This window comes from Eoetvoesiella caeni (assembly GCF_003315175.1).
In the GTDB taxonomy this organism is placed as follows: domain Bacteria; phylum Pseudomonadota; class Gammaproteobacteria; order Burkholderiales; family Burkholderiaceae_B; genus Eoetvoesia; species Eoetvoesia caeni.
This window is the reverse complement of record NZ_QNRQ01000001.1, coordinates 581635-596181: the sequence shown is the minus strand read 5'-3', so window position 1 is coordinate 596181 and position 14547 is coordinate 581635. Positions and strand designations below refer to the sequence as shown.

General features: G+C 61.3%; 15 protein-coding genes. 4 read left to right on the top strand and 11 right to left on the bottom strand.

Annotation, left to right across the window (positions count from 1 at the left end; genetic code table 11):
* Positions 1–45: 45 nt before the first annotated feature.
* The 4 genes from DFR37_RS02740 (at position 46) to ftsB (ending at position 4057) form a co-directional block, all read left to right on the top strand.
* On the top strand, positions 46–1701 hold the full coding sequence (locus DFR37_RS02740) for an MFS transporter (RefSeq protein ID WP_113931698.1): 1656 nt from the start codon (positions 46–48) through the stop codon (positions 1699–1701).
* Positions 1701–2195 carry a MarR family winged helix-turn-helix transcriptional regulator gene (locus tag DFR37_RS02735; protein ID WP_113931697.1) on the top strand — a complete coding sequence of 165 codons (495 nt, stop codon included), beginning with the start codon at positions 1701–1703 and terminating at the stop codon, positions 2193–2195. Before DFR37_RS02740 ends, DFR37_RS02735 begins: the two co-directional genes overlap by 1 nt.
* 202 nt (positions 2196–2397) lie before the next feature.
* Positions 2398–3684, top strand: coding sequence for a phosphopyruvate hydratase (eno, locus tag DFR37_RS02730; protein WP_113931696.1), 1287 nt, complete (start codon positions 2398–2400; stop codon positions 3682–3684).
* Positions 3685–3721: 37 nt separating this feature from the next.
* Positions 3722–4057, top strand: a complete 336-nt coding sequence (gene ftsB / locus DFR37_RS02725) for a cell division protein FtsB (RefSeq protein ID WP_113931695.1) — start codon at positions 3722–3724, stop codon at positions 4055–4057.
* A 147-nt stretch (positions 4058–4204) separates the two neighbouring features.
* On the opposite strand, the gene DFR37_RS02720 is transcribed toward ftsB, so the two are convergent.
* The 11 genes from DFR37_RS02720 to DFR37_RS02670 all read right to left on the bottom strand — a co-directional run bounded on the left by DFR37_RS02720 (position 4205) and on the right by DFR37_RS02670 (position 14547).
* The gene (locus tag DFR37_RS02720; RefSeq protein ID WP_113931694.1) at positions 4205–5224 is read right to left on the bottom strand and encodes a TadE/TadG family type IV pilus assembly protein; all 1020 of its coding nucleotides are present in this window, start codon (positions 5222–5224) and stop codon (positions 4205–4207) included.
* A gap of 111 nt (positions 5225–5335) precedes the next feature.
* Entirely contained in the window at positions 5336–6262 is a 927-nt protein-coding gene (hslO, locus tag DFR37_RS02715; protein ID WP_113931693.1) for an Hsp33 family molecular chaperone HslO, read from the bottom strand.
* A gap of 108 nt (positions 6263–6370) precedes the next feature.
* On the bottom strand, positions 6371–6892 hold the full coding sequence (locus DFR37_RS02710; RefSeq protein WP_113931692.1) for a gamma carbonic anhydrase family protein: 522 nt from the start codon (positions 6890–6892) through the stop codon (positions 6371–6373).
* Positions 6893–6912: 20 nt separating this feature from the next.
* Positions 6913–8304, bottom strand: a complete 1392-nt coding sequence (locus tag DFR37_RS02705) for an acetate--CoA ligase (RefSeq protein ID WP_113931691.1) — start codon at positions 8302–8304, stop codon at positions 6913–6915.
* A gap of 123 nt (positions 8305–8427) precedes the next feature.
* A complete protein-coding gene (locus DFR37_RS02700; RefSeq protein ID WP_113931690.1) occupies positions 8428–8922 on the bottom strand; it encodes an RDD family protein in 495 nt (164 codons plus the stop codon).
* 163 nt (positions 8923–9085) lie between these two features.
* Positions 9086–9280 carry a hypothetical protein gene (locus tag DFR37_RS02695; RefSeq protein ID WP_113931689.1) on the bottom strand — a complete coding sequence of 65 codons (195 nt, stop codon included), beginning with the start codon at positions 9278–9280 and terminating at the stop codon, positions 9086–9088.
* A gap of 137 nt (positions 9281–9417) precedes the next feature.
* Positions 9418–10962, bottom strand: coding sequence for a THUMP domain-containing class I SAM-dependent RNA methyltransferase (locus tag DFR37_RS02690; protein WP_113931688.1), 1545 nt, complete (start codon positions 10960–10962; stop codon positions 9418–9420).
* A 14-nt stretch (positions 10963–10976) separates the two neighbouring features.
* Entirely contained in the window at positions 10977–11393 is a 417-nt protein-coding gene (locus DFR37_RS02685) for a CopD family protein (RefSeq protein WP_113931687.1), read from the bottom strand.
* Positions 11393–12685, bottom strand: a complete 1293-nt coding sequence (locus DFR37_RS02680) for a glutamate-5-semialdehyde dehydrogenase (protein ID WP_113931686.1) — start codon at positions 12683–12685, stop codon at positions 11393–11395. Before DFR37_RS02680 ends, DFR37_RS02685 begins: the two co-directional genes overlap by 1 nt.
* Before the next feature lie 122 nt (positions 12686–12807).
* On the bottom strand, positions 12808–13863 hold the full coding sequence (gene holA, locus DFR37_RS02675; RefSeq protein ID WP_113931685.1) for a DNA polymerase III subunit delta: 1056 nt from the start codon (positions 13861–13863) through the stop codon (positions 12808–12810).
* Positions 13864–13869: 6 nt separating this feature from the next.
* A complete protein-coding gene (locus DFR37_RS02670) occupies positions 13870–14547 on the bottom strand; it encodes an LPS-assembly lipoprotein LptE (protein WP_113931684.1) in 678 nt (225 codons plus the stop codon).

Below are 14547 nucleotides of genomic sequence, written 5' to 3'. Positions count from 1 at the left end.
GTAAAATCATTGACTTATCAATGATTGTGTTATCAAGAGTAAATCATGGCTCCCATTGCTGCCTCGGACTCATCGCTTACGGGCCGCGTACTGACCGTACGTCAATCGCTTTTTGCGATGCTGGGCCTGTCATTTGTCGTCATGATGGTTGCCATCGACCAGACCGTCGTGGGCATGGCCTTGCCGACCATAGTGGCCGAGCTGAACGGCTTCGAGCTGTACGCCTGGGTCGGCACCTCATATTTGCTCACTTCAGTCATCATGGTGCCCATTTTCGGGCGGCTGGGCGATTTTTACGGCCGCAAGCCCTTTGTCATTGCGGCCATCGTGGTGTTCGGCGCGGCGTCGGCCTTGTGCGGGTTTTCGAACAGCATGATGCAACTGGTGCTGGCGCGCGCCTTGCAAGGCATTGGGGGCGGCATGCTGGTGGGTACGGCGTTCGCCTGTATTCCAGACCTGTTTCCCGAACCAAGCGTGCGCCTGCGCTGGCAAGTCATTTTCAGCTCGGCCTACGGGCTGGCCAACGCCATAGGCCCTACGCTGGGCGGCGTTCTGACCCACTACGTGGGCTGGCGCTCGGTCTTTTTCGTGAACCTGCCCATCAGCTTGCTGGGCTTATGGTTCGTCTCGAATTATCTGCCCCATATGCGCCATGAACAGCGGGGGCGCATTCACCTGGATTGGCAAGGGGCGCTGTTGATCGCGGCCGGCCTGAGCTGCTTGCAGTTGTTCGTCCAGTTTTTGCCGGCACCGGGCCAGGGCCAAATGGCGGCGCTGGCCGGCATCGGCGGCGTCGTGATGTTTGCCGCCCTGTATTTTTGGGAGTCACGCTGCGCCCAGCCCCTGTTGCCGCTGGAAATGTTCCGCAACAGAAGCCTCTCGGCCTTGTTCGGGCTGTCCACCTTGCTGGGCTTTGCGCTGTTTGCCATTTTGTTTTATGTGCCCCTGCTGCTGCAGGGCGGCTTTGGCATGACGCCTCAGGTGGCCGGCCTGGTGATTACCCCGCTTGTGGTTTTCATTACCGTGGCCAGCATTGTCAATAGCCGGATTCTTGTGCGCTTGCCCAATCCCAACGTCATGCTGTATTGGGGGTTTGCCCTGCTGATCGCCTCGTGTGCCGGCCTGATTTTCATCAACCGTACTACAAGCGAATGGATCATGGTGGCGGTGCTGGTCGCAGGCGGCTTGGGGCTGGGCTTTGTCCTGCCCAACCTGACAGTCTTCGGCCAGGAAATTGCGGGCAGGTCGCACCTGGGCATCGCGACGGCGGTACTGCAATCCACGCGCATGATAGGCGGCATGCTGGGCATGGCCATTATCGGTTCGCTTGTCAACTATTATTATGTACAGCATGTAAGGCTTGCCGTTTCCACGCATATGCCGGCGGCGTGGGGCGGTTTGCTGGAAGACCCGCAAATGCTCATGAATGCGGCCGACCAGCAAAAGTTCGTTGCGCAATTGCAGGGCCTGGGGCTGGATGGCTCCATGTTTATCGATACAGCGCGCAGCGCCATGGTCTCTGCCATTCATGCAGGGATGATCGCGGTCCTGCTGTTCGTGATAGCTGCGGTGTTCTGGGTGCGCGTCATCGAACCCGTCAACCTTAAGCGCAATGCGGGGCGCAAACCGGCCCAGGACAAGGAAAGCCCAAGCGCCGGCATGGCTTCGGGCCACGGCGGACCGGCCAAAGGGGACGAATGATGCCAGCGGAACTACCGGCTTTCAAAGTCATTCAAAAATTGGGCCGCACCTATCGCGCCATGCTCAGCTCTTTTGATGCAAGCCTGGGCCAGCCTTTGCCGCGCTGGCGTATTTTGCTGGCCCTGCATCAGCAAGGCGAAGTCTCGCAAAAGCAATTGGTGGAAGACCTGCGCATCGATCCGGCGGCGTTGACGCGCCAGGTCAAGGCCATGCAGAACCTGGGGCTTATTGTGCGGCGTCCCGACGAGCGGGATAACCGCCTGACCAATGTCAGCCTGACGCAGCAGGGCATCGACGTGGTCCTGCAGATACTGCCTCGCCGCGCGGCATTCTTTGACCAGATGCTGTCGGACTTGTCCGCCGACGATGTGGAGACGCTTGGCCGGCTGCTCGATAAGCTGGAGCGTCGTCTAAGCACCGGAATGCTCGATGCGCCAAGCGGCAAGAGCGGCGGGCGGCTCAGAGCCGCGTCGCCATCTACAGATACCGCCTGAAAGTCTCCAGGCTGTGGGCGGGGCGGACATTTTCCGTTTGGTTCTTAAACCCTGATACGAAAAAATCGCCGCGGTTTAGCCTTGAAACGGGCTCATTTCGGCTGGCGCGGGTACAATCAGACCTTTAAATAAATCGCCATGCCGCCGCTTCGGGCGCGCGTGTGCCAATCCGATCGTTATTTCAGGCAGGACTGTCAAAATCATGAGTGCAATCGTAGATATCATTGGGCGCGAAATTCTTGACTCGCGCGGTAACCCCACCGTTGAATGTGATGTGCTGCTCGAGTCGGGCGCCATGGGCCGCGCGTCGGTGCCTTCGGGCGCCTCCACAGGTTCGCGCGAAGCGATCGAACTGCGCGACGGCGATGCCTCGCGCTACCTGGGCAAAGGTGTGCTGCGCGCCGTCGAAAACATCAATACCGAAATCTCCGAAGCACTGATGGGCCTGGATGCCCAGGAGCAAACCTTTGTCGACCGCAGCTTGATCGACCTGGACGGCACCGAAGGCAAGAGCCGCCTGGGCGCCAATGCCGTCTTGGCAGCCAGCATGGCAGTGGCCCGCGCGGCCGCCGACGATTCGGGCTTGTCGCTGTACCGCTACTTCGGCGGCAGCGGCCCCATGCAGATGCCCGTGCCCATGATGAACGTCATCAACGGCGGTGCCCACGCCAACAATACGCTCGATATGCAGGAATTCATGATCCTGCCCATCGGCGCGATCAGCTTTCGCGAGTCGCTGCGCATGGGCGCCGAAGTCTTCCATGCACTCAAAAACCTCATCAATAAGCAAGGCATGTCCACCGCCGTGGGCGACGAAGGCGGTTTTGCGCCCAATGTGGCCAATCACGAAGCCGCCATCCAGCTTATCCTGCAGGCTATCGCCGAAGCCGGCTACGAAGCCGGCTCGCAAATCGCGCTAGGGCTCGATTGCGCCAGCACCGAGTTCTATCGCGATGGGCGCTATCACCTGGCGGGGGAAGGCGGTGTTTCGCTTACGTCCCAGGACTTCGCCAATTTGCTTGGCACCTGGTGCGACAAGTATCCCATCATCACCATTGAAGACGGCATGGCCGAGAACGATTGGGAAGGCTGGAAGCTGCTTACCGACCAACTCGGCAAAAAAGTGCAATTGGTGGGCGACGATTTGTTCGTCACCAACACCAAAATCCTCAAGCAAGGCATTGACCAGGGCGTGGCCAACTCCATTCTCATCAAGATCAATCAAATCGGCACGCTGACCGAAACTTTTGCCGCAATCGAAATGGCCAAGCGCGCAGGTTACACGGCCGTCATTTCGCACCGCTCGGGCGAAACCGAAGACTCCACGATCGCCGACATTGCGGTGGCCACCAACGCCATGCAAATAAAGACCGGTTCGCTGTCGCGCTCCGACCGCATGGCCAAGTACAACCAGTTGCTGCGAATCGAAGAAGAATTGGCCGAAGTCGCGTCGTACCCCGGCCGCGATGCGTTCTACAACCTGCGCTAACCTTGAAAGCCCGGTTCGCCGGGCATAAAACCAGAAAATGCGATTGCTACTTCTAGTTTTGATTCTGCTGACCGCCGCCATTCAATATCCATTGTGGTGGGGCAAGGGCGGTTGGTTGCGTGTCGGCGAATTGCAGGAACAGATGGCCATTCAGCACGAAACCAACGAAGCCTTGGTGGCTCGCAACAATGCGCTGGCCGCCGAAGTGCAGGACTTGAAGTCGGGAACCTCGGCGGTTGAAGAGCGCGCGCGCGGTGAATTGGGCATGATCAAAGAGGGTGAAGCCTTCGTGCAGATCCTGGCACCCAACGAAAAAGAACCCGTCGTTACCACGCCTCATTTGGCCAAGCCCGGCGAGAAAAAAGGCAATTGAGCGCCCGGCCTGGCCAGGCCGGGTCAAGCCCCGGCCCGGTTCCGTCCAGGTCCAATTGTGGGCTGGCTGTGGCGCCGGTTGCCGCAGCGAACGCCGCTTGGCAGCTTGCCGGGCTTGATGGCGCCGGTGCAGGCTGCACGGCATTTTTCAACCAGGCAGACAGCATAGCGTTGCGCCGCATTCGGGGTCTGGGGCACCGCTGGGCGGCTTCGTGTCTGGACCGGCGGGCCCTTCGGTGACCGGCGTTTGGACCGGGGCTTCCGGAGCCGGGCCCAAGCCGGAGTCGGCCGGCGCGCCGGGTACTGGCACGGAGCCGCCATTTTCGAGCCCTGGCAGCGGCTTGAGGCTGGCTTCGCCCTTGAAACACCATATTCCTGTACATGCTGGCGTTGCGCCAGCGGCTTGCGCCGGTGCCGTGACAGTTGCACCGACGATTTTTCCATGGGCCGGCGCCGGCCATTGCAGCGGGTGCGTCTGCATGGTCAGGCGGATTTCCTGGCTTATGGGCAGGTAGCCCCCGCCGGCCATGGCGTGTGCGGAATAATTTTGAGCGCCGGGCGCCAGTTGCCGGACCAGGCTTTTTACGCCGGGCAATGCGGGTTCGTGCAAATAGGTAAGCCGCAGGACCAGGGTGTTGGCTTCGTGTATGGAAAGCCCCGAGGCCGGGCCGCGGCCTTGGTTCCAGCCGCGGGCCATATAACGCTGATGCTGCTCGGCCTGGTAGTTGTTGTCGATGGCCGGCAATCCATGCAATGCGCCTGCCTCAAGCCCCCGACTGCCGAAATCCTGAAACGCCTTAGGCCCCGGTTGCAGTATTTCGATTTGCCAGGGGGGGCCGCCCGTGTCCTTGCCGCGCTGGCGCAGCGCTTGGCCCAGCCTTTGTGCCGGTGTTTGCGTGCCCGATTGCGGATAAAGCGCAAGCAGGGCTTGCTCGAATGCTGCTTCGATGGCCTGGGGGTTTGCATGCTGCGTAATGCCGGCGCGGCCGGCTTCGAGCAAAGCCAGGCTGACGGCTTGCTTGACGAAAAACCATTGGGCAAGCTCGACCGTGCCCAGGCCTGCCATGAGCAGGGGCGCGGCAATAAGCGAAAACTCGGCCAGGCCGCTTCCGGCTTGCCGGAGCGACGGCCGGCAAGCCGCCGCGGCGGAGCATTGAACAGGAACCATAAGGCAAGTGTGCCCGGTCCCGGCTCAAGCGTCGATTGTGGAAAGTGCCCGCCTCGGTGCCGCGATCGCCACCAGGAACGCGCTACGCCTGGAGCCCCTTGCGGCTACTTGTCAATGCAGGGACTGGCTGCCGTCTTGCGCTGCATTGATATGCTGCGTGAACAGGGCGGCGCAGTCGACTGCGTCGAACCGGTAGGGCTTGCCGCAAAAATTGCACGATACGTCGATATGTTCGCGCTCGGACAGAATGGACTCGACCTCGTCGCGTCCCAGTATGCGCAGCATATCGGCCACACGCTCGCGCGTGCACGGGCACCACCAGCGTATGTCTTGCGGCGGGAAGGCTATCAGCGTCTCTTCCCAGAATAGTCTGTGGATGACGGCATCGCTGTCCAGATCCAGGAGTTCGGCGGGCTTTAGCGTGGCTGCCAGGATGCCGGCGCGCTCCCAGGTGCTTTCGGTTTCGGCGTCGTGGCCGGCCGCCGCATTGCCCCCTTGGCCCGGCAGGCGCTGCAGCAGCAGGCCCGCCGAATGTACTGCGTCGGCCGCCAGCCAGATGCGCGTATCCAGTTGTTCGGAATTGCGCATGTACAGTTCGAGCACCTGGGCCACGGTGTCGCCTTCAAGCGGCACCACTCCCTGGTAGGGCTGCATGTCGGTGGTGTCGCGGTTTGGGTCCAGCACGACAATAAAGCGCCCTTGGCCATGGGCGTTAAGCAGGCTTTGCAGCGTGCCGTCCGCAGGTATGGCGTGCCCTTCGCGCAATGTGGCGGTGGCCCGGATATTAAGATCGGCACTGCATTCCACCACGATGAGAGCCACGGGCCCGTCGCCTTGTAGCTGCAGCACCAGGGAGCCGTCGAACTTCAGGTTGGAGGCCAGCAAGACGGCGGCCGAGGTCAGTTCGCCCAGCAGCCGCTGGATGCATTCCGGGTAGTGCTGGTGCGCAAGCCCGGTCTGCCATGCATTGCCAAGCTTGACCGTCTGCACCCGGGTGCTGTGGTCATCGAATAGGTATTTTTTCAATTGATCAGTCATGCGGGGATTTTAACAAATAGCCCCTCATGATGCGGTGCGCCCGCACGGTGCCAGCCTGCGTACTTGGAGCCGTGGCTACTCAATCGAGCCTGTGGGCCGGGCAGCGCACTAACCCAGGCGTTTAAGGCCTTTTTTGTATTCGCGGCCTCGCTGGACATAGCCCTGTGCGCCTTCATGGATGCCGCGGATTTCGTCATCGGTCAGTTGGCGCACGATTTTGCCTATGCCGACCACCAGCGAGTTGTCGGGGATTTCGCGGCCTTCGGGAATGATGGCGCCGGCGCCGATCAGGCAGTTGCGCCCGATGACGGCATTGTTCAACACGACGGCTTGTATGCCGACAAGGGCGCCGTCGTGTATCGTGCACCCGTGCAGCATGGCCTGATGCCCGACCGTGACGTTTTCGCCGATGTTCATGGGAACGCCAACGTCCACGTGCAGTACGCTGCCTTCTTGAATATTGCTGTTGCGCCCAATGACGATAGGGGCATTGTCGGCCCGGATGCTGACATTGGCCCAGATGCTGACGCCGGCTGCGAGCCTGACATCGCCGATAAGGTCGGCACTGTCGAATATAAAGGTGTCTGGATCGATAGCGGGAGCTAGCGCTTCGTATTGATAAATTGCCATGGTGTTTCCTTTGCTGCTTTTTACTTGGCGCGCGCCAGCAGGATGTCCGCGGGCTGGATATGCTGGCCCGGGCTATTGGGCGTGTTGCCGCGCTGCCCACAATGCCAGAAATAGCCCTGCTTGTCGACAATGGCCAGATCGCCCGTCAGCAGCCAGTCGCCGCGCAGGTGGGCGTGAGTGGCGGCCTCGTTGCGCCAGTACCTTTGAAATACGGCCGGATCGGGATAGCCTTGGATATCGTAGCGATTGACTGCGATTTCGCCAACGATGTTGGCGGGGCACGGGTTGCCGTCATCGTCCAGTACCGTGACCAGATGGCCGGGGTAGGGGCGTCCGAGGCTGCCGGGAATGGCCGGCCATTTTAGATGGCTGTTGCCCACCACATGGTTGGCTTGGGCCTGGCCGAACATTTCGTTGGGCGTAACGCCCAGCGCTTGCCGGCACCATTCGTAAACGTGTATGGGCAGGCTGGCGCCGCTGGCCATGATGTTGCGCAAGGCCAGGTCATGACTTTCGCGCGGGGTCGGGGCAGCAGCCATGATAAGTTCAAGCGCGCTGGGCACGAAGAACGCGTTCGTGACGCGATAGCGTTCCAGAATGTCAAGTGCGCCCGCGCCCGAAAGCGGCGCGGTAGTGGCCACGATGCTGCGGCCGAAATACATGGTCGGCAACAAGGCGTTCAAGAGCCCTCCGTACCAGGTCCATTCGGACGGAGACCAAAAGACATTGCCGGTTTGCGGAAACCAGTTTTGTCCGGCCACAAAGCCGGGCAGATTGCCGATTAGCGTGCTGTGCGCGTGGACCGTGCCCAGCGTCTTGCCGCTGGGGCCGGTGCTCCCGTACAACAGCAGTGCAGGGCTGTCGGAACGAGTGGGCACAGGCTTGAAGTCGACCGGCTGGCGCGCAAGCAGGCTATTCCATGGAAGGATGTTGTCGTGCTGGAAGCCCAATCCTACGATTTGCGCCAAAGCGGGGCAGCGAACCTGAGCCTGCAGCAAGTCGGCTCCCGACGCAGTGTCCACGACCGCTACCCGGGCTTCGGCGTCGCGCAGGCGTACGCCCAGGCCATCGGGTCCCCATTGCGCCGACAGTGGCACGGCTATGGCGCCGACGCTGAGCACGGCCATGCAGGCTACGACGAACTCGGGGCGCTGTTCCATGACGATGGCGACACGGTCGCCGGGATTGACGCCCATCTTGACCAGGCCGTTGGCCAGACGGTTGCAGGTCTCGGCCAATTGAGTGTAGCTCCACACCTGTGCCGCGCCGTGTTCGTCCTCGAAATAAATGGCGGGCCGCCTGCCCTCGTGCGGATTCTCGGCCCACCGGTGTACGCACGCTTGGGCGATATTGAATTGAGTCGGGACAAACCACTGATAAGACGAGTAGAGATCAGGGTATCGATCGTTCATTGTTTGTTTTTTGGCTGCGACGAGGTAAAGAAAGGCGTGTACGCCTTTTTACTGTGCAAGCATGAACGACAAGCGGGTTCTGTGCAATCCCTGGGCTACAGAAAGTGATTGACCCTAGGGTTTTTACGGAGTCAGGCTGACCAGGCGTGTACCGAGCAGGCGATCGTGCAGAAATTGGCCGTCGCGATCAACCCAGGTCCATATGAATATAGCGAAGGGCGCAAAGACAATAAGCAGGTCGGTCGAGGCGTAGCCGGTGGCGTACGAAGCGCCTTTGACCAGCAGGGCAGCCGCCAGCGGGATGCACCAGGCCAGCAGATAGCGCGAAACCAGGCGCGCAAGCCTTGGTGTCGAACCATCGCGTTCGGCGATGCGGATATTCCAGGTTTTCATGGGCAAGGTTTGCCCGCCCCGCCGCCAGCACAGGATGAAGTAAATGCCGATGGCGACAAAGACGACCGCTTGCCGGCCGTGGCGCAAGGTCAGGCCGCTACGGCTTTGGGTCAGGGTGTCGAACACGTAGGCGGCCAGGAAGACGACGCCGAACAGCAGCACGCCTTCATACATCATGCAAGCGAATCGCCGCAAGCGGCTGGGGGTGGACGAAACAGGAGGCATGATGTGTGACGCGGCTGGTAAGGGGTTAAAAGCGATAAGCCGCTATTATCCCGCATATCGGATGCTGCAAAGCAAAAAGCCGCTTTTGCGGCTTTTTAGAGAGAGCAGGGACTACATTTATCCTGCAAGGCGACCGGAGCAACCCGATCTTAGCGCACTGTTATTAAGCGGCCGATTCAGCGTGCTTGGTGCCGACAGTTTTGGCGCCGCTGCTTTTTTGCGCGCTGCCGCCAAGCTTGACGAATAGATTCTTCAGTGCAACACCGGGTTTGAAGCGGTTCTGTTCTTCGATGGCTTCGTTCATCAGTTGACGCTCAAGTTCATCGGTAAGACGGATGTCGCTGTTTAAGTTGATCATGATTTAGCCTCTCTATGTGTTGAACGTTTCGTTCAGGGTTAACCCTATTATAGGGATAACCCTAGGCTAAAGCAAGCTTAATTTGTTGCGCTGCCGCAGAAATCGGCAATGTTGCGTAAATGCCGCAGTATTGCGTTTTATCGACGGTAGCCGGCTTCTACCATTTCAAAGCTGAATAGGCGGCAGTCCAACGCGCCGTTGTACAGGGGGTAGCGGCGCTTGGGCTTCAGCCGAAGCTTCTGCGGAAGGCTTAAATCGCTGGTAATGACGCCTACCTGCCAGCCGCTGAAGTTTTGCTTCAGGTTTTGCGCCCAGGCGCGCCACATCTCGGTGTCGTCGGTTTCCATGCGCTCGCCGTAAGGTGGGTTGGTGATCAGCCAGCCTGTCGGCGCCGGAGCGGGGGTGTGGCGCGCGTCTCCCACTTCGAAGCGGATGGAGTCGGGAGTCAACCAGGCGCGCTCGACGTTCTGGCGGGCGGCCTCGATGGCGGCCGGATTCAGGTCTACCCCCACCAGCGGGCTTTCCAGTTGCGTACGGATATGGGCGCGCGCGTCGTCCTTCAGGTCGCGCCAATGGCGCGCGTCGTGGTCGCGCAGGCGCTCGAAGCTGAATGGCCGCCAGATGCCGGCCGGCACGCCCAGCGCGATCCAGGCGGCTTCGATCAAGATAGTGCCGCTGCCGCAAAATGGATCGAGCAGCGGTTGCGATGGGTCCCAGTCGGATAGCGCCAATATCCCGGCCGCGAGATTTTCGCGGATGGGGGCGTCTCCTTTGTCCAGCCGCCAGCCCCGCTTGAACAGCGACTCGCCCGAAGTGTCCAGGTACAAGGTTGCGCTGTCTTCGGTTAAAAACAGGTGTACGCGCGCATCGGGCCTTACCGTGTCGATGTCGGGCCGGGCGCCTTCGAGTTCGCGCAGGCGGTCGCAAATGCCGTCTTTGGCGCGCAAATTGCAATATTGCAGGCTTTGCATGGGGCTGCGGATGGCCGACGTGTCGACCCGCAAGGTTTGTTCGGGTCCGAACCAGCGTTCCCAAGGCGTTTGGCGGGCCAGTTCTAGAATATCGTCTTCGTGATGTACGGCGCCGTGCGCTACCTGGAGCAGTATGCGGGTGGCCAGGCGCGAATAAAGATTGGCGCGCTGCATGCCGCTCCAGTCGGCATGGAAGTGGCAGCCGGCCCGCCCCGGCTGGGCGTCTTCAAAGCCCAGTTCTTGCAGTTCGGCGGCCAAGGCTTCTTCCAGCCCTTGGGGGCAAGGAGCGAATATTGCGAAGATTTCGGCTTCTTTGCGGCTGCGGGGTGCGGCGGTACGGCGCTTTATGCGGGGCGCGACGGTTTCGTGGGGCGGTTCTGAGTCGCGCGTTTGCCGCCGCGGACGGGCATCGGCCGCAGGTGCGGCAGCGCCGCGCGAAGCCGGCCTGGCGGAGCGTGCGCCCGGCGCGCGCTCGTAGGCAGTGCTGTCCGCAACGGGCGCCGGGGCTGGCCGGCGATTTGCGTCTTCGTGGGTGCCGTTGCCGCTGGCTTCCTGCAGGGCGCGTTGTTTGGCGCGTTCACGCTCCAGTTGCGCCACCTGGCGCGCGCGCGCGCCGGCGCGCTTGGGCTTGTTGTCGGAAGCTTCGGTATTGGGGGCGCTGGCGCGTCTGGAAAGCGTAAGGGTCTTGCGTGTCTTGTCGGACTCGGTCATAGGGAATTCGTGGATCAGAAGGGTCGGACTACAACCAGGGCAACAATAATAAGCAGCAAAAGCACGGGTGCTTCGTTGAACCAGCGGTAGTAGCGGTGACTGCGGGTGTTGCGGCCCGCCTCAAAGGTTTTCAGCAGGCGTCCGCAAGCCAGGTGGTAGGCAATGACCACCAGCACAAACAACAGTTTGGCGTGCATCCAGCCTTGGCCTTGTCCCAGCTTGAAGCCCAGAAACAGCCCTAGCCCGAACAGCACCGCAAGAACAGCCAGTTTGCTGGTGAAGCTATACAGGCGCCTGGCCATGCCCAGCAGGCAGGCCTGTACGGCGGGGTCCTGGTTCTGCGCAAGGTTGACATAAATGCGGGGCAGGTAAAACAGCCCCGCAAACCACGAAACGACGAACAAAATGTGTAAGGTTTTGACCCACAGCATCAGCCGCGCAACTGGCCGTCGCCGGTCAGTACCCACTTCAGGGTGGTAAGACCTTCGAGGCCGACCGGCCCGCGCGCATGCAGGCGGTTGGTCGAAATGCCGATTTCAGCGCCCAGCCCATACTCGAAACCGTCGGCAAAACAGGTGGGCAGGTTGATATAGACCGAACTGGAATCGACTTCGCGCTGAAATTGCGTGGCCGCATGCAGGTTCTCGGTGACGATGGCTTCGGTGTGGCCCGAGCTCCAGCGCGCGATATGGTCCATGGCCTGGCCGATATCGTCGACGATGCGGATGGCAAGAATGGGTTCCAGATACTCGGTGGCCCAGTCTTCGTCGGTGGCCGGCAAGGCCTGAGGAATGAGCGCGCGCGTACGTTCGCAGCCGCGCAGCTCTACGCCTTTGTCGAGCAGGCTTTGTGCCAGGCGCGGCAATATTTTTGGCGCAACGGCGGCGTGCACCAGCAAGGTTTCCATGGCGCCGCATATGCCGTAGCGGTAGGTTTTGGCATTCAGGGCAATATCGTGGGCCTTGTCCAGGTCGGCGGCCTCGTCGATATATACATGGCAGTTGCCGTCCAGGTGCTTCAGCAAGGGTACGCGTGCTTCGGCGGCCAGGCGCGCAATAAGTCCTTTGCCGCCGCGCGGAATGATCACGTCGATGTAGTCGGTAAGAGTAGCCAGCATGCCCACGGCGGCCCGGTCGGTGGTGCCTACGACCTGTACCGCGTGCTGCGGCAGGCCGGCGTCGGCCAGGCCCGCCTGGATAACGGCGCCCAGGGCGCGGTTGGAGTGGAAGGCTTCGCTGCCGCCGCGCAAAATAGTGGCATTGCCCGACTTCAGGCACAGGGCGGCCGCGTCGATGGTGACGTTGGGGCGCGATTCGTAAATGATGCCGATGACGCCGATAGGCACGCGCATTTGTCCTACCCGCATGCCGTTGGGCCGGGTGCTCGAGGCTGTCTGGCTGCCCACCGGGTCGGGCATGTCGGCAATCTGCAGCAAGCCCGTAATCATGGTTTTCAGGGCTTTGTCCGATAACATCAGGCGGTCGACCATGGCCGGCGCCAGGCCGTTGTTGCGGGCCGCTTCCAGGTCCTTGGCGTTTTCCGCCTGCAAAATGGCCTTGTCCTGTTCCAGGCGGGCGGCCATGGCGCGCAGTGCTGCAGCTTTGGCGTGTCCTGGCGCGGTCATGAGCGTGCGTGCGGCTTGCCGGGCCTGCTGTCCCAGGGTTTGGATTTGGGCGGCGAGTTCGGCATTGTGGGAGGAGGTGTCGGTAACGGGTGCGTTCATGATGGTATTCGTATGACGTGACATGCTAAAGACTATTATCCCAGCATAAGTAAGGGATTACTATAACGCGAGTGCGCGGTTTGGTTGTTTCGTGCGTCCGGATCAGTCAAATGACGCGCCGGCTAGGCGTGTGCGCCGGCGTTGGCGATGCGCAGCGTCAAGCGGGCCAGTTCTTCCCATGGGTCGTCCAGGCGGCCAGCTACCTTCAGGCCTTTTATCAGCCTGTCGACGTCATGGGCGTGCTGCACGGCGGCGGGCCAGGTCCGCGCCGGTACGCGTCTTAATGTCTGACGCATCAGGTTTTCGCGCGGGCCGAATATGCGCTGCTGGCGCATGGCGCCGGATAGATCCTGTCCGGCCGCCGTCATGGCCGCTATGCGCGCCATGACGCGGACTTCTTCGCCTACCGCCCACAGCACCAGCGGCAATGCCTCGCCTTCGGCGCGCAACCCTGCCAGCACGGACAAGGCCCTGGCCGGATTGCCCGACAGCATGGCGTCGCGCAAGCTGAAAACATCGTAGCGGGCAACATTCAATACGGCTTGTTCCACGTCCTTGGGGCTGAGCTTGCCTTCGGGATAAAGCAGGGCCAGCTTTTGGACTTCCTGGAAAGCGGCAAGCAGATTGCCTTCAACTTTGTCGGCCATCCATTCCAGGCTGGCCGGTTCCAATTGCTGGTTTTGCCGCGCCAGGCGTTGTTGTATCCAGCGCGGCAATTCGGCCCGCTCGATAGCGGGCAGCTCGATCAGCGTGGCCGCATCCAGCAAGCTTGCGGCCCATTTGCTGTTGCGGGTGGTTTTGTCCAGCCTGGGCAGTCCGACCAGGACCAGCGTATCGCTAAGAGCTCCGCCCTGGGTCAGGCCGGCCAGCTTGATAAGCGTTTCGCCGCCGATTTTCCCGGGCTTGCCGGTAGGTATCTTGACTTCAACGAGCCGGCGGTCACCGAACAGCGAAATGTTCTGCGTGGCGGCGATGACCGCCGACCAGTCGCCGCGCGCGTCAAGGATCAAGCTGGTGCGTTCAAGGTAGCCCGCACGGCGGGCGGCCGCCCGCAAGCCGTCTGTGGCTTCGGTGACCAGCAGCGGTTCGTCGCCCATCACCACATACAGCGGATCCAGTGCCTGCGGAGCAGTTTCAAGCTGGCTCAAGAGGCGGTCGATATCGAGCCGGCGTCCCATAGCGGGTTAGTACATTCCAGTACCAGGCGCGGCGCCGGGAATGGACAGCGGCGTCGGGATAGGCGACTGGTAGGTGTTGGGCGGGGTGCGTGCGGCGGGCGCGGTCGGTTCCGCAATCGGCAGGTCTTCAGGATTGTTGAAGGCCTTGGAGACCTCGGGTGCGGTCAGGCGCCGGACGATGCGATCGACCAGGCTTTGTTGCATCTCGATGTACAGCGTGCCGATTTCGCCTTGCTTGGCCTGCAGCGCGCCAGAATCGTAGGGAATTTCGCGGATGGTTTCCAGGGTGGTGGGCGGCAGCACCAGATGGCCTTTGTCGTCCGTAAGCTGGAAGACAAAGGTCAGGTTCAGTTCGTATTCTTCGACCTGGCCCTGAGGATTGATGGAGACTTCGCGCATGGACTGGTTGTTGGCCAGTTGAGTAAGCCGGGCACGGGCTTCGCCCGGTTCGGAGACGAAGCGCGTATTGGGCGAAGCGGCCCGGATGGCGCGGCGTATTTGCGCGCCGAAGGCCGAGTTTTCGGGAATATTGGTATACAGAGTGTCGAACGGCAGCGGCGTGACGCCCTTGAGGTGAAAGCCGCAGGCGCCCAGAACGGCAAACAGCGTCAGGCAGGCAAGCCCGCGAACCCAGTGGCGCGATAGTGTAGCGGCGGTACGGTAGGCGGTGTGTTGACTATGCAT

Coding starts and splice junctions, on each gene's coding strand:
- DFR37_RS02740 (WP_113931698.1), top strand. CDS start 46: ATGGCTCCCATTGCTGCCTCGGACTCATCGCTTACGGGCCGCGTACTG.
- DFR37_RS02735 (WP_113931697.1), top strand. CDS start 1,701: ATGCCAGCGGAACTACCGGCTTTCAAAGTCATTCAAAAATTGGGCCGC.
- eno (WP_113931696.1), top strand. CDS start 2,398: ATGAGTGCAATCGTAGATATCATTGGGCGCGAAATTCTTGACTCGCGC.
- ftsB (WP_113931695.1), top strand. CDS start 3,722: ATGCGATTGCTACTTCTAGTTTTGATTCTGCTGACCGCCGCCATTCAA.
- DFR37_RS02720 (WP_113931694.1), bottom strand. CDS start 5,224: ATGGTTCCTGTTCAATGCTCCGCCGCGGCGGCTTGCCGGCCGTCGCTC.
- hslO (WP_113931693.1), bottom strand. CDS start 6,262: ATGACTGATCAATTGAAAAAATACCTATTCGATGACCACAGCACCCGG.
- DFR37_RS02710 (WP_113931692.1), bottom strand. CDS start 6,892: ATGGCAATTTATCAATACGAAGCGCTAGCTCCCGCTATCGATCCAGAC.
- DFR37_RS02705 (WP_113931691.1), bottom strand. CDS start 8,304: ATGAACGATCGATACCCTGATCTCTACTCGTCTTATCAGTGGTTTGTC.
- DFR37_RS02700 (WP_113931690.1), bottom strand. CDS start 8,922: ATGCCTCCTGTTTCGTCCACCCCCAGCCGCTTGCGGCGATTCGCTTGC.
- DFR37_RS02695 (WP_113931689.1), bottom strand. CDS start 9,280: ATGATCAACTTAAACAGCGACATCCGTCTTACCGATGAACTTGAGCGT.
- DFR37_RS02690 (WP_113931688.1), bottom strand. CDS start 10,962: ATGACCGAGTCCGACAAGACACGCAAGACCCTTACGCTTTCCAGACGC.
- DFR37_RS02685 (WP_113931687.1), bottom strand. CDS start 11,393: ATGCTGTGGGTCAAAACCTTACACATTTTGTTCGTCGTTTCGTGGTTT.
- DFR37_RS02680 (WP_113931686.1), bottom strand. CDS start 12,685: ATGAACGCACCCGTTACCGACACCTCCTCCCACAATGCCGAACTCGCC.
- holA (WP_113931685.1), bottom strand. CDS start 13,863: ATGGGACGCCGGCTCGATATCGACCGCCTCTTGAGCCAGCTTGAAACT.
- DFR37_RS02670 (WP_113931684.1), bottom strand. CDS start 14,547: ATGCATAGTCAACACACCGCCTACCGTACCGCCGCTACACTATCGCGC.